The organism is Chthoniobacter flavus Ellin428 (assembly GCF_000173075.1).
In the GTDB taxonomy this organism is placed as follows: Bacteria; Verrucomicrobiota; Verrucomicrobiia; order Chthoniobacterales; family Chthoniobacteraceae; genus Chthoniobacter; species Chthoniobacter flavus.
Genome location: NZ_ABVL01000032.1, coordinates 45272 through 66912 on the forward strand (window position 1 = coordinate 45272; position 21641 = coordinate 66912).

Here is a 21641-nt window from a genome sequence, read left to right on the forward strand (position 1 = left end):
CTGAGCCGAGCCAATGCGACGCGACTTGAAGGTACTCAACTCGCCGACATTTCCCGGACGAAGCGGAAGAGCACGATCTCGGATTTGGTGCCCACGCGGACCGGCGGGCCCCAGGTGCCAACACCGTTGCTGGTGAAGACGAGAAGCTTGCCCAATCGGCTCAAGCCGTAAGCAAAGGGACCATAAATCCGCGATACGAAGTAGATCCAGGGCCAGAACTGGCCGCCGTGGGTGTGGCCCGAAAGCTGGAGCGAGATGCCTTCTTCTTCCGCCACGGCGAGGTTTGCCGGCTGGTGGGCGAGGAGGATGCTCGGCCGCTGCGCATCGAGCTCGACCTGACGCAGGATGCTGCGGAGTTGCTCCGGATCGCCGGCTTCCGCATCATGCACCCCGACGATTTGCAGGCCGTCGAGCGAGACCTTTTCGTTGTTCAGCACCCGGATGCCGGTGCGTTTGACGGCATCGAGATAGATGCTGCGCTCCGCGAATTCATCGTGATTTCCGGTGACGTAGAAAATGCCCCGGGGCGGCGAAAAGCGGTGCCAGGGCGCGACGAGGCGATCCAGGCCGATGGGTGTGCCATCGAAGAGATCGCCGCTGATCAGGACGGCATCCGGTTGCAGAATGCGAAGACGGGAGATGATGCGACGCAGAAAGCCCGGCCCCGAAAGATGGCCGAGGTGCACATCGGTGAGCAGCGCCATGGTCCGGCCAGCCCACGCTTCGGGCAGATTCGGTAGCGGAACAACTACGCGAGTGACGCGCGGCGACGAGGCATTGATCAGCCCGTAGAGGGTGGTGAGCAGCGCGCTGCCAAAGAGGAGCACGGCGATACCGAACCGCGGCCAAGTCCAGCCGGCGAGGGTTGCCGCGCCATCGACGATCCAGCAGGCGATCGCGGCGAAGAAGGCATAGTTCAGAGCCGCCAGCCAGGTGGCCGAGACGGTGTAGAGGGTGCGCAGCAGGGGATTCGAATAACGAAAGCCGAGAAGGGTGGTGGCGATGAAGGCGATGGCCAGGGCCGCGGGGAGGATCTGCCAATGGCTCCACCCAGGAATGCCGAAGAAGTGGCTCAGCGTGGAGCAGACCAGGGCGTTGGCCGACAGCAGGACCGTCGACATGATGGTGACCATCAGGGCCACCCGGCCCAGCAGCCTTTCAGGAATAGCGGAGGAGGATTCCGACTCGGCCGGGGAGAAGACGGGCGGTTCGTTAAATTCGGAAGCGGACGTAGTCATGAGTGGGTGTTTTGCCTCGCCCGCCTTCGCGGGCGGCTCCGGGCATGTAGACGCTGGAAACAATGTTGTCAATGGAAACATGCTGCGCTTTCTTATCCGGCGGTGTAAGCTCCGCCGCCCCAATGAAAACGTCTCCCCGCCCATACCATCATGGTAGTCTGCGCGAAGCCTTGCTCCGCGCGGGGGAGCGTGCCCTCGAAAGTGGTGGCGTTTCGAATCTTTCGTTGCGCGAACTCAGCCGGGAACTGGGGGTCAGCCATACCTCGCCACGCCGTCACTTTGCCGGCAAACAGGCTCTGCTCGATGCCCTCGCGCTGCATGGTTACGAGCGGCTCGGTGCGACGCTGGGGCGAGCGGCCAAAGAGGAAGGTGCTTTCGATGTGCGGCTGACCAGGTTGGGCCGCGCCTATGTGAGCTTCGCCCTGAAGCACCCGGCGCTGCTCGTCCTCATGTCCGAGGCCAAGCATCGTCCAGATGCGCCGCGCGAGTTGTTGGAGGCCAGTGAGAAGGCGCTCGCCCATACACTGGCGGTCTTTGCCGAGGGACAGGTCAAGGGAGAGGTCGTCGCCGGGGATCCACTGCGCTTTGCGCTGGTCGTCTTTGCGGCCTTACAGGGATTGGTGGCGCTTTCGACCAATGGCAAGTTCAAGGGCGAATCGCTGGATGATTTGATCGGGGAGATCATCGAGCGCCTTACCTTGGGCTTGCGTCCGCGGGTCGCTGGGCGTGGACGGGTGAGGCGGTAAGGAAAGCGACGGCCTGTCAGGATATGTCGCCTGCCCCCTGGCGCCTACTACGCCGATGTGCTCGCGAAAGCTAAGGTCGAGTCTGCCGCCAGGTTAAAGGAATGAACGGGCATGCAGGCCAATGTCCAATCAGCCCTCTGGGCCTTGAAATGCAGCCCCGTTTGGGCGTTGCTTTCGGCGCCCGTGCAGGAGCAGGCTGCGCATCGTCCATCGTCCCCCCGATTCCGATTATTCAAATTCCAAATGAACACCAACCTCCCCACCACCCGGCGCGCATTTCTTGGCACCGCGGCTGCCGCCGCCGCTTGTCTCGCTCTCCCTCGGCGCACCCTCGCCGCCGCCGCCAAACCCAACTCCATCTTCAACGGCGTCCGCATCGGCTGCATCACTTACAGCTATCGCAGCATGGCGACCACCGCCGAGCAAACGCTCCAGGCATTGCTCGACGACGGTATCAGCGAGGTCGAGTTGATGGGCGGGCCGATCCAACTCTACGCCGGTATTCCCGGTGCCAAGGGTAAGAATGCCCCCGCGGTGGTCGAGTTATCCACGGTTCCACCGCCGCCGACCGATGCGCAGCGGGATGCGCAACTCGCCAAATGCCGGGAGTTGCGTAAAATGTACAACGACGCGGGGGTCAACATTCACATCCACAAAATGGGTTTCGGTCCATCGGATGAGGACATCGAGTTCAGCTTCCTGGTAGCCAAGGCGCTGGGCTGCTTCGCCGTGACCACCGAGCGCAACGATGTGCTCGCCCGGCGGGTCGCGCCATTCGCCGAGAAGCACCAGATCTGGGTCGGCTTTCACAATCACACGACCAACTTTCCCACGATCGACAAGCCGGATCCCATTCTCGAGGTCGGCAAGTATATCGGCTTCAATCTCGACATCGGCCACTATGTCGCCGGCACCAAGGGGCTATCGCCCATTCCGGTGATCGAGAAGTACCACGACCGCATCGTCAGCCTGCATCTCAAGGACCGGACCGCCGATGGCGGCAACGTGCCCTGGGGCCAGGGCCAGACCCCGATCAAGGAAGTCCTCCAGTTGATGCGCAAAGAGAAGTGGACCTTCCCGGCGGAAATCGAGCTGGAGTACAAAATTCCCGAAGGCTCCAACGCCGTCGCCGAAGTGGCCAAATGCGTCCGGTACTGCAAAGAGGCGCTGGCCTAAGAGACTGTGAAATAAAGCGGCAGCGAGATTATTTGGCCCGCGAATCACACAGATGACGCCAATGAAAAATACGCCCATTTGTGTCATTCGCGTAATTCGCGGGCACTTTTTCACAGTCTCTAAGGAGGTTTGCCTCAAAAGAAGACGGGATCACTGACGGTGAAATGGAGGAATCGTCCTCACCCTGTCCGAGTCGAACGAGCAGTCGTCCGCGTTTCTCGAATTCGCCGTCGGCCTCGAGGCGGCGCCCCCCAAACCATTCTCGATGATGAAACACTTTGTCCTCACCTCGCTGAGTTTTTTCGCCCTTTGCGTTTCAATTCGTGCGCAGGATTCTTCCTCCAAAACGATCCGGGCTGGAATGATCGGCCTCGACACGTCGCATGTGCCGGCGTTCGTCGGCATCTTGAATAATCCGAAGGCCGAGGGGGACGTCGCCGGCATCAAGGTCGTCGCCGGCTATCCCGGCGGCACGGATCTGCCGGCGAGCAAGGACCGGGTGGCGAAGTTCACCGAGGCCATTCGCGCGAAGGGCGTCGAGATCGTGGACTCGATTCCCCAGCTGCTCGAAAAAGTCGACGTCGTGATGCTCGAGAGCGTGGATGGGCGGATTCACCTCCAGGAGGCGACGCAGGTCATCAAGGCCGGCAAACCGCTCTGGATCGACAAGCCGGTCGCCGGTTCGCTCGCCGACGCGATTGTGATTTTCGAACTGGCGAAGCAGCACCACGTGCCGGTGTTTTCCAGCTCGTCGCTGCGCTTTGGCGCGGAGATCCAGGGCCTGCGCCACAGCGCGGAGCTCGGTGCCGTCACCGGCGCGGCGACGTGGGGACCTTGCTCGGCTTCCCCCGGTATGCCCGACCTCTTTTTCTACGGCATTCATGGCGTCGAGCCGCTCTACACGCTCATGGGCACCGGTTGCCAGACGGTCACCCGCGCGGTGAGCCCGCAGGTGGATTACGTCACCGGCGTGTGGAAGGATGGGCGCGTCGGCGCCTATCGCGGCATTCGCAAGGGCAAGGCGTCCATGGGCGCGATGGTCTTCGGCGCCAACGCGATCCTGCCGGTGGCGAAAGCCGGCGATTACAACGATCTCTGCCGTGAGATTGCGAAGTTCTTCAAGAGCGGCACGGCGCCGGTCAGTGCCGAGGAAACGATCGAAATTTTTGCGTTCATGGAAGCCGCCGACGAGAGTAAGCGGCAAAACGGCGCGCCCGTGGCGCTCGCCGACGTGCTCGCGAAAGCGAAGGCCGAGGCTGCCGCTAAGCTGAAGGAGTGAACCGGGTTCCATCCACTAGACTTATGAAGAACGCCCCCCTGTTCGCCCTGATGTTGGTGGCCGGCGCCGCCTCGGCTGCCCCGCCATCGAGCGCCTACAATCGCCCGCAGGTGCAAATTATTCCTCCGGAACTGGTGCCGCCGTCGCCCGCGCTTTCGCCGGAAGATGAACTCAAATCGTTTCACCTGGCGCCAGGCATTCGCGTGGAACTCGTCGCCAGCGAGCCGATGGTCGAGCGCCCCGTGGCCCTGCAATTCGATCCGGATGGCCGCCTGTGGGTCGTGGAGATGCGCGCCTTCATGCCCAATCTCGCAGGCACCGGCGAAGACAACCCCATTGGCCGCGTCTCCGTGCTCACGGACACCAAGGGCGACGGGCACTTCGACAAGAGCACGGTCTTTCTCGACGGCCTCGTCATGCCGCGCGCGATCACTCTCGTGCGCGATGGCGCGCTCATCGGCGCGCCGCCGTATCTCTGGTTTTGCCGGGACACCAAGGGCAACGGGCACGCCGACGAGAAGGTCGAGCTCGCCCGGGATTTCGGCTTTGCCCCCGATCCTAAAAACATCGCCATGGGCGAGCCGGAGAATCAGCCGAACAATCCGCTCTGGGGCTTCGATAATTGGATCCATATCGGGCACTACGCAGGAAAGTTTCGCTGGCATGACGGGCAGTGGGAGCGCGGTGTGGCCAACGCCCTGGGCGAGTGGGGCCTGAGCCAGGACGACTGGGGCCACCTCTTCTACAACTCGAACAGCGCGCAGCTCGGCGCCCAGATGATTCCCGCGCGCTATCTCAACCGCAACCTCCACTACCCGCGCCCGGGCGGCCGCAGTGTGAACGTGGCCCACGATGAATTCGTGTGGCCGGCTCACGTCACCCCCGGCATCAATCGCGGATACGTGCCCGAGATGTTGCGCGACAACAAGTTGATGGAGTTCACCGCCGCCTGCGCGCCGTGGATTTATCGCGCCAATCTTTTCCCGGCGGCCTTCCTCGGCAATGCGTTTGTCTGCGAACCAGCGGGCAATCTCATCAAGCGAGACATTGTCACCGCCGAGAAGGGCAGGCTCACGGCCCGCGAGGCCTACGACCGGAGCGAGTTCCTCGCTTCCACCGACGAGCGCTTTCGTCCGGTGAACATCACCACCGGCCCCGACGGCGCGCTCTATGTGTGCGACATGTATCACGGGATCATCGAGCACCGCATTTCGGTGTCGAAATATCTCGAAGACCAGGTGCGGGCGCGCGGCCTCGATAAGCCGTCCGCCCCCCAAGGCCGCATCTGGCGCATCGTCCCGGAAAACGCACCGCCGCAGCCAAGGCCGCAGATGTCGAAAGAAATGCCCGCGCAATGGGTCGCGCATCTTTCGCATCCCAACCAGTGGTGGCGCGAGACCGCGCAGCGCTTGCTCGTCGAGCGCGGCGATGTCTCCGTCGTGCCGGCGCTGGAAAAACTGGCCGCGGAAGGAACGGAGCCGATGGGCCGGCTGCACGCGCTGTGGACGCTCGATGGCTTGCGACGGACGACGTGGCCGGTCGCGGGACACGCGCTCGAGGATGCCGATCCGCGGGTGCGGGTCGCCGCGTTGCAGGTCAGCGAGAACCTGCTCGACGGGAGCGATCGCTCCGCAGTGCTGACGAAGTGGGTCGCGCTCACGCGCACCGAGTCGTCGCCCGAAGTGCAGTTGCAGCTCGTCCTCTCGCTGGGGGAAGCGCGGGATCATGCCGCCGACCTCGCCATGGCGGCGCTCGCTCGGCGCGCTGCCGATAGTGCCTTCCTGCGCGATGCCCTGCTGACCGGCGTGGGCGGCCGCGAATTGGAATTGGCCGAAGCACTCCTCGCCGGAGAGCCGGACAAGGCCGACGACGCGGTGCTCGCGGGCCTCGCCGGTTGCGTGCTCGCCGAGCGCAATCCCGAACGTATCGAGCGACTGCTCAACGCCATCGCCGGGCAGCCGGCGCAGAATCTCTCCCGCCAGGTCGCGTTGCTGAACGGCCTGGCCAGTACGCCCGTGGTCACGGCGCGCCGCCCGATGAAACTCGGCGCCGAGCCGGCCGCGTTCGCCAGGCTCCAGCAATCGTCGAATAAAACGCTGCAAACTGCACTCGGGAAGGCTGCACCGGTGTTCACCTGGCCGGGCAAACCGGGCGCCGTCGAAGTGCCGGTCGAGCCGCTCACGGCGGAGCAGCAACAGCGTTTCGAGCAGGGCAAACTACTCTTCACCGGGACTTGCGCCGCGTGCCACCAGCCGCATGGACTTGGACTCGAAGGCCTCGCGCCGCCGCTCGTCGATTCCGAGTGGGTCAATGGTCCCGTCGAACGTCTCGCGCGCATCGCGATCAATGGGGTGCGCGGCCCGATCCAGGTCGCCAACCGAAAGTACCGGTTGGACATGCCCCCTTGGGGAGCGCTCGACGATTCATCCCTGGCCGCCATCTTCACCTATCTCCGCCGCGAATGGGGCCACACGGCCCCGCCGGTCGAGGCAGAAACCGTCAAGCGCATCCGCGCCGCGATCGCCGACCGTCACGATGCCTGGACGCAACCGGAGCTGCTCGCGATCCCGGCAAAGTGAGCAGAGACGGGGCGGTTTCTTTAGCCTGGGGAGAATTGTTGGCTGACCCTCTATTGCTCGGCAAAATACGTCATTTCCGCCCTTTAGGCTGCACACTAGCCGAAATACATCGTGGTCATTCTTTCGCTCTTTTCTTCCATTTCCAAAAGGTGCTGCCGAGGGAACGTGAAGGGGACCGGCGCATTGCGGGTTTGATTTATCGCAAGCGCCGCCACAAGCTGACGCTTAATATGGTCAGGAGAATTTGCCTCTCGTGTGCTGCTAGTGCGGTGGTGCGACTGCCCAAGATCGAGTTCTGCCATCGCCCCTCCACTGCAACGTCGGCAGCGACCAGCGGAAGTGGATCGGTGGATATGGAACTGGCTAAGGAGCTGGTAGGCGAATGGAAGGTTCGGTGGCCCAAGAATGGATGGGAGGCTACTCGCACCATCAATAAAGATGGCACCTTCACTTCGTCGGATGCGGGGCCGGGAACTTGGTCGGTAGTCGACCAGACGATTGTGCTTAAATTTCGAAACTACGAAGAGCGGTTTGAATTGCCGCTCAAGCCCCAGGGGACAAAGGTCGTCGGCTGGAAGAAAAGAGAGCTGGTTGGCACAAAGCTGGACTCTCTCCCGCCGGCCCCCAAGGCCGATATTCCTCCGGTTCCGAAAGTGGCCCAGCCTGCAACGCCGAAACCGGCTCCGCCTCCGGCGACTCCCAAGCCGTTCGTTGCTGAAGCTACTGCCACAGGTATTCACCGCATCGACTTCAAGGCCAGGATCGATTCCGTCGCATGGATCGTCATTCAAGACGGAAAGATGTTCCTCGATTCCAGAGGCAGCGCTCCGGCAGAACGAATCACGGTCAATGGTCGCAAATGGACCGCGGCCTTCAACAATGGGATTTCCGAGGATTTCAAATTCGGCTCGCCCCTCATGCCTTTCAATGGAAAGACCGTTTCTGCCAAGCTCACCAAATCGCGGGGATCCGCGAACATCCTCGAGCAGCCTGCGGAGGCGAATGGTCTGAAGCTTGTAATTAAACTTGAAGATCGTGCGTCAGGAGCCGGTGATTTCGATCTGGTGATTACCTGGTAGTGCTGATGAAGGCCTGCTGGTGCGGCGCTCTCGAACAGGGGGGCGGAGATTCAGTTGCAGAAACCATCAAGCGCATCCGCGCCGTGATCGGCGATCGCGATCCGTTGCAACACGCGAGGACCGCGAGGACCGCGCTTTCGGTCGGGGTTTGTTGAATGCCTCCTCCTGTTTCTCTATGGTTTTCAGAATCCACTTCTTCCCAAGTCAGCCTCCTTCTGACTTCATCCCTTTCTACCTCCCCAATGGATCCCAAGACTCGCGAATTTCTCTTCAAACTGCTCAACACTCCCAGTCCGACCGGTTGGGAAACGGCCGGACAGCGCGTCTGGGCGGATTACGCTCGCGGGTTTGCCGATCGCGTGGAGAACGACGCTTACGGGACCGCCTGGGCGACGGTCGTGGGCCGCGGGAAGAAGGCGAAGCGCGTGATGCTCGAGGCCCATGCCGATGAGATCGGCTTCATCGTGAAGCAGATCACCAAGGAGGGATTCCTCCGGCTGGATCGCGTGGGGGGCAGCGATCACGCCACGGCGCGCGGACGGCGGATTCGTTTTCTCGGGACGAATGGGCCCGTGGCGGGCATTATCGGCAATACCGCCATTCACCTGCGCAAAGATGGGTTGAACGAAGAGAAGGCGCCGAAGATTCATGAACTGTACGTCGATGTCGGCGCTTCCAGTGCGGAGGAAGTGGCGAAACTCGGTCTCCGAGTGGGCATTCCCGCGGTGTATGCCGACGGCGCGGAGGAATTTGGCGATGGACGGATTGTGGGCCGCGCCCTCGACAATCGCCTCGGCGGATTCATCATCGCGCAGGTTCTCGCCCGGTTGGTGAAGAAAGGCCGCCAGAAGCCCAACTCTACGGTGATCGCGGTCAATGCGGTGCAGGAAGAGATCGGGGGCCATGGCGCGAGGATGGCGGCTTACCGGCTGAATCCCGATGTGTGCATCGTGCTCGATGTCACGCATGCCACGGACACTCCCGGCATCGAGCCTGCGGTCCACGGCGACGTCAAACTAGGCGCGGGGCCTACGGTGACCCATGGCACGAGTAATCATCCGAAAGTGATTGAGCGGTTGCTGCAGGTCGCCAGCGGCGAGAAGATCCCGATCCAGCACGAAAGCAGCAGCCGGTACAGCGGCACCGATACCGATGTGATTTTCACCGTCCGCGAAGGCATCCCGAGCGCGCTGGTTTCGCTGCCGCTGCGCTACATGCACAGCGTCGTGGAAATGGCCGACCTCGCCGATGTGGAGAAAACCATCTCACTGCTAACCGCTTTTGTGGAGTCGGTGAATGAGCGTGATGACTTCTCGGTGCGGCTGTAGGTAAAATCGCCTTCGCGCATCGGAGTCCGCGTGCTATCTGAAGTTAGCGCTTGGTATCTGGCTGTATGCCCATCGCAAACCTTCACTTTGTTACCATGTTAGATCGCTACATCCCATGAAGTTCCACTGCCAATGTGACCACGTGATCTCCGATTCGACAACCGATATACCGTACAAAGCATATTCGTGGCCTGATCAGTCACGCGACGCCGTGTTCGCCGCCATCGAACGCCTCATGGAGCGTCCTGTGCCAGCTGACATTTTGCAGCAAGATGCTCTGGTTTGGCCAATCGTCATTCCGAAGGGGCAACGAACGATGTATCAGTGCCCGGAATGCGGCCGCCTCCATATAAAGTCGGATGATGGGCACTACTGGTGCTTTAAGCCGGAGTTTGACGGTACCCCGAAGACTCTCTTTCAAGCTTCCCGATCCACAGAGAAGGCGCCCTGAGGTCGGCTTTGAGGTGCAACGGTCGACTTGCCGGAAAAGATGCTTCCGCCGCAGTGACAGCAGATGCCCGTTGCCACGGCGATCTGGGCGGGGACGAGAGTGAGCGGTTTGCTGCACGAGAGGCAGGCGAGCCCGCTTTTCCGCCGCCGGCGCTTCATCCGCAATAATGTCAGGATAGCCGTGCCATACATCAAGATGACCGAACCAACCATCATCCCGGTTTGCTTGACTCCATTCCGAGGCTGGACGAAATGCGTTCAACATGTTCACACGAGACGCGGTGAATCTCTATGTCGCTTTAGCGATGGCTTTCTTCGGCAGTGCCTGTTTTGCCGCAGAGGCATCTCTGACGTTCCAACGAAGCGGCCAGGCGATCCCTCTCGATGCGGAAGAGTCTCAAAGAGTTATTCAAAAGATTGAAGCTATCGTGCGAAGCGCGAATTTCAATTCTCTGAATCACCCCGAAGGGTTCGATGCGTCGGTTCTGCGTCCTGTCGCGGAAATCAGGAAAGACTCATTCCTGAACGTCCACTATAGCGCTCCGACTACTTTCTCGACTATCGGAGGCGAATTGATAGCGGATGACATATGGATCGATATTCGCCCCCAGAATCCTCATGCGGGGCTATTCCCAGGTCCGATATGTTTGGTCAATGCTACAGGGATTACTTGCCTCGGAAAGGAGAGCGGCATGTTGGTGATTGGTCTCGGGCTCGACCCCGCTATCTATTCGCATCTGCCGCACCAAATGCAGGTGGACCTGAAATCCGCGAAAGTGATTGAGAAGTCTGCAGGCGCGGCTCCGTTGATAGGCTTCGAGGAGCGCGGGTTTGTCGGAGTGGTTATTGGAACTACGAAGCAAGTGCCAGGCGGGGACTTTCGCAGCATTCTCAGCGTCATTCTAAAAAGCCCCGCCGCAGATGCCGGTATCAAATCCGGCGGCTATATTATATCCGTAGACGGGAAATCCACCGCGGGAATGAAGACCCCGTTCGAACTGATTCATGCCTTGCAGGGCGCCCCAGGAACCCAAATTCGCCTTGAACTTAAGCGCGTCGACAGTGAAGGGGTGGACACGCTGACAATCACCCGCGCCAAACGAATTTTTTCGGTCGATCTTCCTAAATAATTCCGCGTGCATTCGAACGTGCGGACATGGCGCCGGTTCTCGATTCTTAACCCGTTTTCGTAACCTCGTGGCGAAATTGCGGTGTTTTCGGGAGGACTCGGGAAGAGAACCAAATCACCCGCGACTGGCGGCGCACGGGACAAAAGGAGATGGAGGTCAGTCAATTTGTTGACTGACCTCTGTCTCCCGAAATGGGGGGGCGTTTTTCATTTCTGTGGCCTGTCGCCGGAACCGAGAACACGCCCAGTCACCGGCCTTCACGCGAAGCTTAAGTACAATTCTATGTCTCTCACCTACCAGCCATTCGCCGACGCTCCAGTTGTCCAGGAACTGAGAAAAGACCTCGATATGAACATCTCTGATAATGAACGGATCGTCTCCGGCCTCGTCGGTGCGATCTTGGTTGGTGTGGCCCTTGTCGGCGGCAGGATTGGTAAATTGCTCTTGGTTGCCGCAGGAGTCGCCCTCGTTCAGCGAGGCATGCGGGGGCAATGCGAGTGGTATCGGCAGCTTGGGGTGGACCGTCGGCACGTCAAGGGATGAGCGCGGGCTGGCAATCACTCCGGGCCGCCTGGAAGCGCCGGACAAAGAGGGTACACGAGAGTCGCCGATCCAATTATCTTGAATACTCACCCGGTTAGCGTGTTTGCGGTCGTGGTGTTCCCACTTGCCGCCATTGATTCATTTTCCTCGAAGAAAGGAAGCTGTTCATGTGCGGAGGAAACTTACGAGGAATTCCAATGACGCTCGTGGCGTGAAGCAAGACCGACCGGGAACAACTGGGCGATTCAGAAGGGAAACTCTTTGACCGCCATGCAAGATAAAGCTTCACCTGACCAAGTTTGCCACGAAATATCGGGGGAACTGAGCGACATGGCGCGGTGGCTTTCGGGTGGGCAATTAAGCTCTGAGCAATTTCGTCTGGCGATTAGCCGATTGGAAAATCGCAAGCTCAAGCGGTTTGGCCTACAGCTCACCAGTTCCGTTTCTACGGACCGCAAGGTTCATTTCACCCTCCGGTTTGCGGAATCCGGCGACTTCTGCGCCAGCCTGGATGTCGATCCTGTCAGCGGTACAATGGAGATACAACGGTCATGCGCCTGACACCGCCAAGTTCATCCGGTGCGTGTGTGCAATTGGAACCGCGATTTAGCAAGCGGCCGCGGTGGCCCATTCTTCGCCGCTGATGGCAAGGATGTTCGCGCGTAGCGGGCTACCCGGCCCTGGCCTGCTTTAGCGGGGCTCGCCGACTGCCTGAAACGAAGAGATGGGCTCAGGAGAGACCTTGTATCGCCGGTGGGTTTGGCGAAGCAGTGGCTGCTGCCATTCGCTCAATCACTCTCCGGCGCAGTTCGTTTTCGGCGCGATGCCAGTGTTCCATGGCCCGCCCTTCGGGGTGCCCTTCCTCCTCCCAAAAGAGTTTTGCCAAGGCGCCGACTTCGTCGGGTGAGGGATGTAGATCTTGCTGCGACATATGAGTATGATGGTTTCTGTTAGTGGAAGGGTTGTCGGAATTCAGGGGAAGCCGGCCAGTAATTCCAAGAGGCCGAGGGGCTCTTCACGAGCTTTTCGACGTGGCGTCACCAAGTCATGAAGGGGGGCAGGTGGGAAGGTGTCATGCGAGGCCGATTTTGAGGAGCGATCGGTGCTCAAAAGTTTTTGAAGACCGCGACGAGGCGCTGAGTGGCAATTCGACTTCATACTCAAGATTCGGACTTCATAAGCGAAGCTGCGTTCCGCCAGCACTGAATCAGGGGCCACCCCTATATCAATTCCTCCTTCCATCTCAAACCGACTTGGTGCACTGCCGTCCTCTGGCGGTAGCCTTGAAAGGCTCTCTACTTCAATTAGCGACTGGCTCTCAACGCTGACTGGTCGAGGTTTTTGCCGAAGCGGTTAGCGACTGAGGTCTCGGGTGGCACAATAGGTGTCCCAAGCGACATCAGGAGCTCGACCGGATGACCAGAGATAGTGAAGCCAGGGAGTTCGTTCTCGTCCCGTAGGCGCTCTGCATGCTGAGGTTCGGGAGTATCTCCGAGGCCGGAATCGCCTTGTTTCCGACCGGCATTCGTTTCAGCCGCGCGCTCCGACGAAGTTCATGATGATCACGATTAGCGCGATGATAAGAAGGATGTGAATGAGGCCCCCTGCGACGCGAAAAGCGAGACCACCGCCCCAGAGAAGAAGAAGAAGGATTCCGATTACGAGAAGCATACTCACTATTCGCGAATCGCTTCACCTTCGAGCGCATGTGGTGCGATTCCAGCGAAAAACGGCCGGCAAAAATGAGGAGTTCCCTTATTCCGCGCCACGCTCCGGGCCGATCGGACTTTGGTCTGATGCGCTTTGCGGGGACGCGTCAGAATCTTTCGTGGCAGTGAATGGCCCGGCAACTCGCGGTTCGGCTCCGGCGAGTTGATTTTGGTCGTTGAAGCGGACCGTCGCGATTTTCCACTCACGCCATTGGGCCATTGTTCGGACGCTGAGTCCCACGCGGGTCGCTTGTTCCTTCAGCGTCAGGACGGGGGGGTATTCGGGCATCATGGACGCGCCGAAGCGCCTTCCTACGCACCACTTCCCAGACCAGGACCCAGAGGACCAGGAAACCGACCATGTAGACGGCGAATTCGGTTTCCTTCCATATCGTGGCCCAATCCGGTGTTGTGTGGTGGGTGAGTTCCCGGAATATTGGTGCAGTTACCGGAGATTCCGATATGATCCTGCGCGTTTACGTCCCGAATTGGAGAAGATGAAGACTTGGAAGGCTCCGAAAGCGGAGCTCATTTCAGTGACTCGCCACTTTCGGTTGTAAGAGAGACTCGCCTGCCACCTGACAGGCGGTGGCGAATTCACCGGCAAAACCAAAGAACGACCCAGAAACATGAATCTGAAATTCCTCCGCTACCGTCTACCGCTGCTCATTGCCTCCCTTGCGCTCTCCAATCTGGCTGGCTGCGCGAGCCTCGGATCTTCTGGCACAAAGAAGCTTCTGGACGAGGCCGGTTTTCGCACGCACGCGCCGTCCACCCCCAAGCAACATGAACTCTACGCGGCCATCCCCGCTTACCAAGTTGAGCGAGTCACTTACAATGGAAAGACTTTCTATGCCTATAAGGACGAGCGGGACGGCATCGCCTATGTGGGTGATCAGGCCAACTATGCTGAATATCAGAAGCTTGCCGTGCAGCACCAGGTCGCCCAGCAGGAATACGAAGCTGTCGCGATGAATCCTAACCTGGCCATGGGTTGGTATGGAGCCTATGGACCTTATGTCGGTGGATTCCACCATTACGGCCGCTACCGCTGAAGAATGGCGGCAGCTTACAGAATAAACCAATCCTCCCCGACGCGATCATCTGCGTGCGGATGGTGCGCTTGAGGGCGGAAGCCGACTCCTGCATGACCGAGCAATGAAACGCACTGTTACTGACCTAGCACCGCAGCGGCGTGTCCTGATTCTTGTCGATGAATCCAACGTGACCAGTGCCGCGAAAGTCACCAACCGCAAATTGGATTGGCTCAAGCTGCGCGACCATTTGGTCAACGGACGCGAACTCCTGGAGATGGTCGTCTATGTTGGTTTGCCGCCGGCGATGCCCGAGTGGCAGGCCGAGCGGGACAAAAAGAACAAGTTCGTGTTCTGGCTTCGCTCCAACGGTTTTTTGGTCGTGTCCAAAGATGGTTCGCCAGCCGATGAATCGCATTACAAGGCCAACGTCGATGTTCTCATGGCCATTGATGGCGTGGAGCTTTCAACGGAGATGCAGCCCGACGTAGTGATTCTGGTCACCGGAGATGCCGATTTCGCCGAGCTTGCGCTTCGGCTACGGCGCCGTGGAATTCGTGTTGAAGCAGCGTCGGTCGCTCACACGTTGGGCGCGGGACTCAAAACGTCGGCCAATGGAATCATCGACTTGGGTCCGTTGCTGGCGAGTTTTGACTCCCTCGCCTGAGAGCCGGTGAAAAAGTCAGGCGGAGCGGGATTTAGCGAGCCTGCGCAGTATGAGGCGGCTGCGCTGCTATGTAGACCCCTATCGCCCCCCGGCAATGACAAGGAGCTACTCAGCGCAGCACTGAAGTAGCAGTCACTCGTTTCTCGCGGCTCAAGATGCGTTGACTTCGCCCACCGAGGGTCGACTGTGAACCTCCCATTCGCGGAGGACAAAGATTATGATCGAAGCTGATAATCTACGCTACACGAAGTTGCCGCTGAACAACGGGTCCGGTGCGATGCCCGCGCTCGGTTTCGGAACGCTCATTCCCGATCCCGTCGCCACCAAAAATGCGACCAAGGCCGCGCTGGAGTCGGGATTCCGTGCGCTCGACACGGCGGAACGTTATCAGACGGAGAAAGAGGTCGGCGAAGCGATGGAGGAGGTGTTCAAGACCGGCAAGATTCGGCGGGAGGAGGTGTTTGTCGCCACGAAGCTCTGGAACACCAATCATCGTCCCGAGCTCGTCAAACCGGCCTTCGAAGCCAGCCTCAAGAAACTGCAGCTCGACTATCTCGATCTCTATCTCATTCACACTCCTTATGCCTTTCAACCCGGAGACGAGCCGGACCCGAGGGACGCGAATGGCAATGTGATCTACGACCGGGAGGTGAAGCTGTTGGATACCTGGAGGGCACTGGAGGAGTTGGTGAACGAGGGGAAGTGCAAAGCGATTGGATTATCCGACGTCGGGCTGGAAAGCGTGCAGGAGATATTTGCCGCCGCGACCATCAAGCCGGCGGTGGTGCATCTCGAATCCCATCCCTACCTCCCGGAATGGGAGCTCCTGGATTACTGCCGAAAGAATGGAATCGTTCTGCAGGCTTTCGCCCCCTTGGGACACAATAGCGAGCCCAACGTGCTGGCGGACCCGGTCGTCACTGCGATTGCCCAGCGGGTGGGCAAAACTCCCGCCCAAGTCGTGCTGGCGTGGGCGATCCAACGCGGAACGGCGCTCCTGACCACCACCAAGACCCCGAGTCGGCTTGCGGAAAACTTTGACGTCTCCACGCTTCCGGAGGACGCCATGCGGGAGATCAACGGAATCCAGACGCGGACCAGATTCAACTCCGTCGTGCAGACGGGTGTTCCTGGGTTCATTCCTCGAGGAAAGTAGGTCTTGGAGAAATATGAGGTGCCGATCGACTAGGTTGCGCGAAAAGCGGAAAGATACGTTAGGTGCATTGGCCAGTCAGTCCCGATGCAGACGCGGATTTTAATTTCGCTTGTTTTACGGCCGGCTGTTCGTTCCGTGGGAGGATCTCAGCTAGCTGGACGGGAAAAGGTTACCATTTTAAAAACGAGACTATTTCGTCGTCAAACGGAATGGTCAGATCTTTCTTCGACTTAGCTTTTCACTTTGGAGGGAGCTAACGGTTCAGGAGCGAATTCGAGCGCGCGTCTCGTCTGAGACTGGGGACGGCAGTGTTGGAAACGAGGCCAACTCCTGAGAGCGATGCGAGGGGGCGCAGCGGGAAAAAAATATACTTCCGTTGCGGCGATCACAGCGGTATGCAGGGCGAACATTCCGCGTTGGTTTTGATTGAATGTTGCTTGGGCAGACGGCCCCGAAACCGGAATGACATTTCGCATCCACGCATGAAACAACACCTTCCTTTTGCCCTCCTGTCCCTAGCCGTACTCTTCACGAGCGTGCCTCAGATCGCTCATGCGGCCACGATTACTTGGGGCGCTCCGACAAATATTAGCGGCGACACCGATGTCAGCACCGGAGGGACACTCGTCACTGCGGTGCAGTTTGATGTTTCAGGTACCGTGGCCAATGGTGTTCCTTTTACCGGTGTTCCAGCTTCTGGTAGTGCGTCGACACTTTCTTTTGCAGGAGGCAGCATTGCTACGTCGCCCTCGACTTCTTTCGTCGAGTCCGCGACGGGGTCCAGCCTGGCGCCGTTCATTCAGCTCTCAGCCAATTACCGGGACGTGATCTGGACCTGGGCGTTGGGAGAATTTGGAATTTATCCGACGACTCTGACCCTCACGGGGTTGGCGACTGGCGCCACATATCAGTTTGAGTTTTGGGAGAACAACTCGGGCGCTAATAGCAATCAGGCCATCACAGCGACCGCGGGTAACAGCGTCACCCTGAATACCAATACGACAAGCGCGATCGGAGGTTTGGGACAGTACGACATCGGCACTTTTGTGGCCGATGGATCGACTGAGGCGATTCAATTTAACGCGCCCGGCGGTTTAAACGCCTTCCAACTCCGACAGACCTCCACGGTCCCGGAGCCGGGAACGGCAGCGCTTCTCACTTGTGCCTTGGGCGCCTTATTCTGCCGGCGCCGCCGCGCCTAGAGGAAAAGGACGAAACACATCTCTCGACGATGTCGCTCGCTGAAGGATCGAGTATCGTCGATACACGTTTCCTCGCTCTTCCCGAAGAGGGTCAGCTCTCCGAAAGAGGTTGAAGAGTGCGGATTTTCCAAGTGCGATGCGAATGCCGTTGGAAGACGCCGAGCTGATATGAGTTACCACGTTGTCACGCGGTGGGGAGACTCGGAGAACGGGCCGACGGATCAGCGCATGCGGGAGATATTGGGCGAGTTGGACATGGAAGATGTGGAGCATCCGGATTGCTGGCTCACTCACGAAACGGGCTGGACGCTTTCGATTTCTGCGAAATCGCTGGTTACGTACGAGAATCCCGAAAGTGATGGCGAACCACGTCACCTCACCCAGGTGCCGCGGTCGAAGGCTTTCCAATTGTGGAAAACGCTTGCTGCCGGGGACCTTGCCAAACTGGAGGAAGAACCGTGGCAGCCGGGATCCCACCCACCACTATCGGAAGAGGAACTACGGGCTCGCAGGGACGAAGCCGAGCGAATCAGGAGAGAGCTGGATCGTCAGTTTTACGATTCTCTCGGAGACGAACGCCCGGATCTCCCGTGCCGACACGAAGGATGTCCACGCGGATCCATCCAGTTCAGCGTTTTCTGCCGCCCTCATCATTTTGAAAGTCTCTATCGGAGGCCATGCCCTTTCCAGCATTGAACTGGCGACCCGGAACAGGGAGACCTCAAGGAGTATTCTCCGTGAATCGTAGAGACATCTTTCTATTCGTGGGCGGTTTGGCTTTGGGCAGCGCAGCCACTTATCTCGCCCTTCAATTCATGCCTCGCGGAGAGCACGCCCTAATCGCGGGGCGCCCCCCGGTACCGGTTTTGGAATTGAAACCCGCGGCACCCGCTCCCGCTGGTGATCAAACCACCTTCGAAACCGGGGACCTCCGTGCAATGCTCCAGCGGCTGGCGAAAGCGGCGGGCGTCAGGCTGGTGATGAGTGATCGGGTGCAGGGCTCGTTGACCATGACAGTCGATCCGGAAACTTCGCCGCGAACGGCCATCGATATCATCGTGACGGCGAAAGGGCTGATCCTGGATCAAGGAGGAGACACCCTCTATGTGAAGACCTCGGAGGAGCGTGCACCGGAACCGACGGAACGCGGACGATACACTTTCCGCCATGCGCACGCGGCCGATGTGAAAAAGCTTCTCCTCCGGCAGCTCCGCTCAGGCGTCGAGCCTTCGGTGGACGAGCGGACCAATACAATTTTCTATGTCGAGTCCCGTTCGAATGTGGAGGCGATCAAGGAGTTTCTCGATTTTGTGGATCAACCGGTGCCGGCTCGGGAAAAGAGTGACTGAGCTGTCCCCGCAGCGGGACGTTCTGGGGCACCCTTGCGGACCGGGCAGGTGGCGGGAACGCATCGAGGGAAATCCGTATTTCGACGGACGAACACCCTTGTTAGCTAGGCATAAAAAATTACGTGATACCACGTGATTCCTTGACCTGTGGGCCCACATCGTGCTGTCTCATTGCTGTGATGTTGCGACTCTTGCGAAAACTACTGATGAAGGCCGTGATGATGGTGGTCATGGTCCTGGTCCTAGGGACGGTGTTGCGCTATGGCCAACGCTACATTTTGCAAAAAAATGGGCTGCAGCCGGTGAGTGAGCAAATGAAGGACGTCAAATTCTCCTCCGAAGAGGCGGACTTGATGACCACGGTTTTCAAAAGTGCGATCAAGCTCTTCACGGGACAGGCCAGCCGCAAGCAACTGGCGGGTGAGTTGAGCGATAAGCTGTATGCCGGGCGCAATGGCGAGGATATGAAGGAGCTGGGCATCGAAATGGTGAGCCCGGCGGATGCGTCTTCTTCCGGCGGGAAAGATCCGCTTCTCGGCAAGGACGCGGCGACTGGTGCGGCCACTCCGGGCGCGGCCAGCACGACTGCTGGGGCCAATGCGGCCAATGCGCAACCCGGCGCAGCCGCGGCAAATCCTGCGCAGGCGGCACGAGTGGCCAAGCTTGCCGCCAAAAACGGCATGCCCGCGGGCATCCCCGCTGGAATGCCGTCGCTCGAGATGCCTTCGGCGCCGAGCTTGAACAATGCCCAGACGACGGTGCTGACCAGGCTTTGGAACCAGGTAAAAGCCAACTCGCTGGAGTTCATGTTGGTGCCCGTGGTGCTGCTCGGGATGTTCCTCGTCCATCGCGTCCGGAATCGTGGAGGGATGGAGGGCGACTTTTTGCCCTCGCTGGAATCCCTCCAGAACCCGGCGGAATCCGAGCCGTACGACATGCAGTACGCCGTGCATACGCTTTCGACGGAAGATTTCGAAATGCTGGTGGCGCTCATTTATCAGCGCCAGGGTTATCGCGTGTCGATGTCCTCGGGCCTGAGCGGTGGACGCGGCGGCGATTTTACTCTCGCCCGGAAAGCGGAGCGGATTCTCGTGCAATGCAAAAAGCAGAGCCAGGATCACCGAATCCCCGTGGAGCGCGTGCGCGAATTGCACGAGGCGATGCTCGTCGCCAATCTGACGCGCGGTCTGTATGTCGCCTCGTGTGGCTTTAGCTGGGACGCGCGCAATTTTGCGAAGAGCAAAGGCATTACGGTGATCAATGCGCGCACGCTCGATGCCTTGATCACCGCGGCGCGTGAGAACCCGGAGGAAGATTTGCTCGCGGTATCGGAATGGGCTCCGAAGTTGATGGGCAAGGTGCAACTCACGCCGCCGACCTGCCCGGCGTGCGAAGCGGCCATGGATTTGGTCAATGCGAGCAATGGCTCCGTGTGGGTCTGCAGCCAGCGGCCCGATTGCCGCGGCCGACGCTGTGCGCGCAAATATCAAAAGGCGACGCCTCCTCCTGCGGCGAAAAACACCGATCAGCCGGCGGAAGAGCTCACGGCGTAATCGGTCGATCGCTCAGCGCGTCCATTAGCGGATCGAAGAGAAACTGCCGGTACGCTTCATGAAAGGCGTGGGGTTCGTGGGACGGCGTGGGCATGGCGTCGCCGAAGCGGACAGCGATGATCTTTAAGCTCGGGATGACCAACACGATCTGGTGCCCGGCGCCCGACCCGAAAAAGGCATCGCGGGGCATCTTGGGAAAGTCGTCCTCGTTATTGCTCCACCAGCCCATGCCGCACGGACCGGGCGTGCCCGCATCGGAAGTCGTCTGGCGAACGGCATTGGCGTCGAGGAGGCGTTGTCCATCCCAATCGCCACCGCGCAACATCAGCCGGCCGAGGCGCGCTGCGGCTCGCGCGGTGTATGCGCCGCCGCCCCACGACGACACCAGGGGCAGGCCGTCGACCTCCACCGTCTGGCCGTAGCCGACCGACCAGTCCTTCTCGGAAACACCGATCGGTTTCATGATCCGTTCGCGCAGTAGCGAGCGGATGTCCTTTTGCGGCGCGTTCCACAGGGCGGCAGTCACGCAATAGGTCATCAGGGCGATGCCCGGGTTGCTGTATTCCATTTTCTGGCCGGGATTGAAGATCAACGGGGCTCGGTCGCGGGCCAGGGTGAAGGGATCATTCGGCACCGCGAGGCGTTTCCAGAAGTCGCCTTTCCAACCGGTGAGTTGGTTGTGCGGTTGATCGCCATCTTCCGCGTCTTCGATCCCGGAAGTGTGTGAGCCAAGTTGCCGCAGGGTGATACGCGATTTGCGAGAATCATCGCGCCATTGCGGGATGAACTTGCTCGCGGGGTCATCCAACGCGATGCGGCCATCGCTCATCGCCACGGCAAATGACATGCCGCCGACCAAGGCCTTGGCCAGTGACGCTGAGCCATGCTTTTGTTCCGCGGAAAAATCGGGCGCATACCATTCGCAAACGATGGTGTCGTTGCGGATGACCAGGAAGGCTTTGGTATGCTGGGCGGCGAGGCCACTGCGCACCGCGTCGAGCTTGGTCGAGGAGAAACCCTGGCTCTCGGGCGGCGCGGATTTCCAGATCTCCGCGGACTTCTCGGCGGCTGGCAAGGTGTTCGCGAGAGCAAACAAGCACATGATGGTTGCCGCGGAAATGAAGGAGCGGGGGAGTTGGATCATAGGGGGGTGAGAGGAAACGCAGCGAATGTTTCGGACGAAGTGCTGCGATGAAACGGTTGGCGGATCATTTCTGGATAACATCAAGCGGTGTGAAACTGGAACGGGATTGTTGTTTGCGGGACGCAAGTCGCTGATATCAAAGAGCGCTCTGTGGGGGATGCGCGAAGCGCTCGAAAAAAACATGTCATCCTGAGCGAAGCGGGGAAGCATGGGCGGAGTCGAAGGACCTCCAATTTCCGAGGGTTTTCGTGCGGAGCCGTACGGTTGAGCAGACATCAC

Annotated in this window: 19 protein-coding genes; 15 read left to right on the forward strand and 4 right to left on the reverse strand. The window is 59.7% G+C overall.

Features of this window, described 5'->3' with window-relative positions:
* Window positions 1–35: 35 nt before the first annotated feature.
* Entirely contained in the window at window positions 36–1238 is a 1203-nt protein-coding gene (locus tag CFE428DRAFT_RS29195; protein WP_006983322.1) for a metallophosphoesterase, read from the reverse strand.
* Window positions 1239–1360: 122 nt separating this feature from the next.
* On the opposite strand from CFE428DRAFT_RS29195, the gene CFE428DRAFT_RS29200 reads away from it, so the two are divergent.
* The 9 genes from CFE428DRAFT_RS29200 to CFE428DRAFT_RS29250 all read left to right on the forward strand — a co-directional run bounded on the left by CFE428DRAFT_RS29200 (window position 1361) and on the right by CFE428DRAFT_RS29250 (window position 12109).
* Window positions 1361–1984 carry a TetR/AcrR family transcriptional regulator gene (locus tag CFE428DRAFT_RS29200; RefSeq protein ID WP_006983323.1) on the forward strand — a complete coding sequence of 208 codons (624 nt, stop codon included), beginning with the start codon at window positions 1361–1363 and terminating at the stop codon, window positions 1982–1984.
* Window positions 1985–2227: 243 nt separating this feature from the next.
* Entirely contained in the window at window positions 2228–3160 is a 933-nt protein-coding gene (locus tag CFE428DRAFT_RS29205; protein ID WP_042726045.1) for a sugar phosphate isomerase/epimerase family protein, read from the forward strand.
* A 361-nt stretch (window positions 3161–3521) separates the two neighbouring features.
* The gene (locus tag CFE428DRAFT_RS29210) at window positions 3522–4439 is read left to right on the forward strand and encodes a Gfo/Idh/MocA family oxidoreductase (RefSeq protein ID WP_006983325.1); all 918 of its coding nucleotides are present in this window, start codon (window positions 3522–3524) and stop codon (window positions 4437–4439) included.
* Window positions 4440–4462: 23 nt separating this feature from the next.
* A complete protein-coding gene (locus tag CFE428DRAFT_RS29215) occupies window positions 4463–7018 on the forward strand; it encodes a DUF7133 domain-containing protein (protein WP_006983326.1) in 2556 nt (851 codons plus the stop codon).
* Entirely contained in the window at window positions 7015–8097 is a 1083-nt protein-coding gene (locus CFE428DRAFT_RS29225; protein ID WP_237705579.1) for a hypothetical protein, read from the forward strand. Before CFE428DRAFT_RS29215 ends, CFE428DRAFT_RS29225 begins: the two co-directional genes overlap by 4 nt.
* Before the next feature lie 242 nt (window positions 8098–8339).
* Complete coding sequence (locus CFE428DRAFT_RS29230; protein WP_006983328.1) at window positions 8340–9425, forward strand: M42 family metallopeptidase; 1086 nt, start codon at window positions 8340–8342, stop codon at window positions 9423–9425.
* Window positions 9426–10156: 731 nt separating this feature from the next.
* A complete protein-coding gene (locus tag CFE428DRAFT_RS29240) occupies window positions 10157–11005 on the forward strand; it encodes a PDZ domain-containing protein (protein ID WP_131989334.1) in 849 nt (282 codons plus the stop codon).
* Between the two features lie 348 nt (window positions 11006–11353).
* A complete protein-coding gene (locus tag CFE428DRAFT_RS41440) occupies window positions 11354–11548 on the forward strand; it encodes a YgaP family membrane protein (RefSeq protein WP_420196902.1) in 195 nt (64 codons plus the stop codon).
* A gap of 270 nt (window positions 11549–11818) precedes the next feature.
* The gene (locus CFE428DRAFT_RS29250) at window positions 11819–12109 is read left to right on the forward strand and encodes a hypothetical protein (RefSeq protein WP_042726050.1); all 291 of its coding nucleotides are present in this window, start codon (window positions 11819–11821) and stop codon (window positions 12107–12109) included.
* 169 nt (window positions 12110–12278) lie between these two features.
* Here CFE428DRAFT_RS29250 and CFE428DRAFT_RS41445 read toward each other — a convergent pair whose 3' ends face one another.
* Together CFE428DRAFT_RS41445 and CFE428DRAFT_RS37970 are read right to left on the reverse strand one after the other, a co-directional pair.
* Complete coding sequence (locus CFE428DRAFT_RS41445; protein ID WP_083805399.1) at window positions 12279–12479, reverse strand: DUF2934 domain-containing protein; 201 nt, start codon at window positions 12477–12479, stop codon at window positions 12279–12281.
* Between the two features lie 599 nt (window positions 12480–13078).
* Window positions 13079–13219, reverse strand: coding sequence for a lmo0937 family membrane protein (locus tag CFE428DRAFT_RS37970; RefSeq protein ID WP_006983333.1), 141 nt, complete (start codon window positions 13217–13219; stop codon window positions 13079–13081).
* Between the two features lie 667 nt (window positions 13220–13886).
* Between CFE428DRAFT_RS37970 and CFE428DRAFT_RS29260 the strand changes: the two genes are divergently transcribed.
* The 6 genes from CFE428DRAFT_RS29260 (at window position 13887) to CFE428DRAFT_RS29285 (ending at window position 20218) form a co-directional block, all read left to right on the forward strand.
* Entirely contained in the window at window positions 13887–14312 is a 426-nt protein-coding gene (locus tag CFE428DRAFT_RS29260; protein ID WP_006983335.1) for a hypothetical protein, read from the forward strand.
* Window positions 14313–14415: 103 nt separating this feature from the next.
* Complete coding sequence (locus tag CFE428DRAFT_RS29265) at window positions 14416–14958, forward strand: LabA-like NYN domain-containing protein (RefSeq protein ID WP_006983336.1); 543 nt, start codon at window positions 14416–14418, stop codon at window positions 14956–14958.
* A 217-nt stretch (window positions 14959–15175) separates the two neighbouring features.
* Window positions 15176–16114 (forward strand): aldo/keto reductase, encoded by a 939-nt coding sequence (locus tag CFE428DRAFT_RS29270; protein ID WP_006983337.1) that lies wholly within the window; start codon window positions 15176–15178, stop codon window positions 16112–16114.
* 482 nt (window positions 16115–16596) lie between these two features.
* Window positions 16597–17316 (forward strand): PEP-CTERM sorting domain-containing protein, encoded by a 720-nt coding sequence (locus tag CFE428DRAFT_RS29275; RefSeq protein ID WP_006983338.1) that lies wholly within the window; start codon window positions 16597–16599, stop codon window positions 17314–17316.
* A gap of 938 nt (window positions 17317–18254) precedes the next feature.
* On the forward strand, window positions 18255–18665 hold the full coding sequence (locus CFE428DRAFT_RS29280) for a type IV pilus secretin PilQ (RefSeq protein ID WP_006983340.1): 411 nt from the start codon (window positions 18255–18257) through the stop codon (window positions 18663–18665).
* A gap of 179 nt (window positions 18666–18844) precedes the next feature.
* Window positions 18845–20218 (forward strand): restriction endonuclease, encoded by a 1374-nt coding sequence (locus tag CFE428DRAFT_RS29285; protein ID WP_083805400.1) that lies wholly within the window; start codon window positions 18845–18847, stop codon window positions 20216–20218.
* Here the strand turns inward: CFE428DRAFT_RS29285 and CFE428DRAFT_RS29290 are convergent.
* Window positions 20208–21362 (reverse strand): serine hydrolase domain-containing protein, encoded by a 1155-nt coding sequence (locus CFE428DRAFT_RS29290; protein ID WP_006983342.1) that lies wholly within the window; start codon window positions 21360–21362, stop codon window positions 20208–20210. The genes CFE428DRAFT_RS29285 and CFE428DRAFT_RS29290 overlap by 11 nt on opposite strands.
* Window positions 21363–21641: the final 279 nt, after the last annotated feature.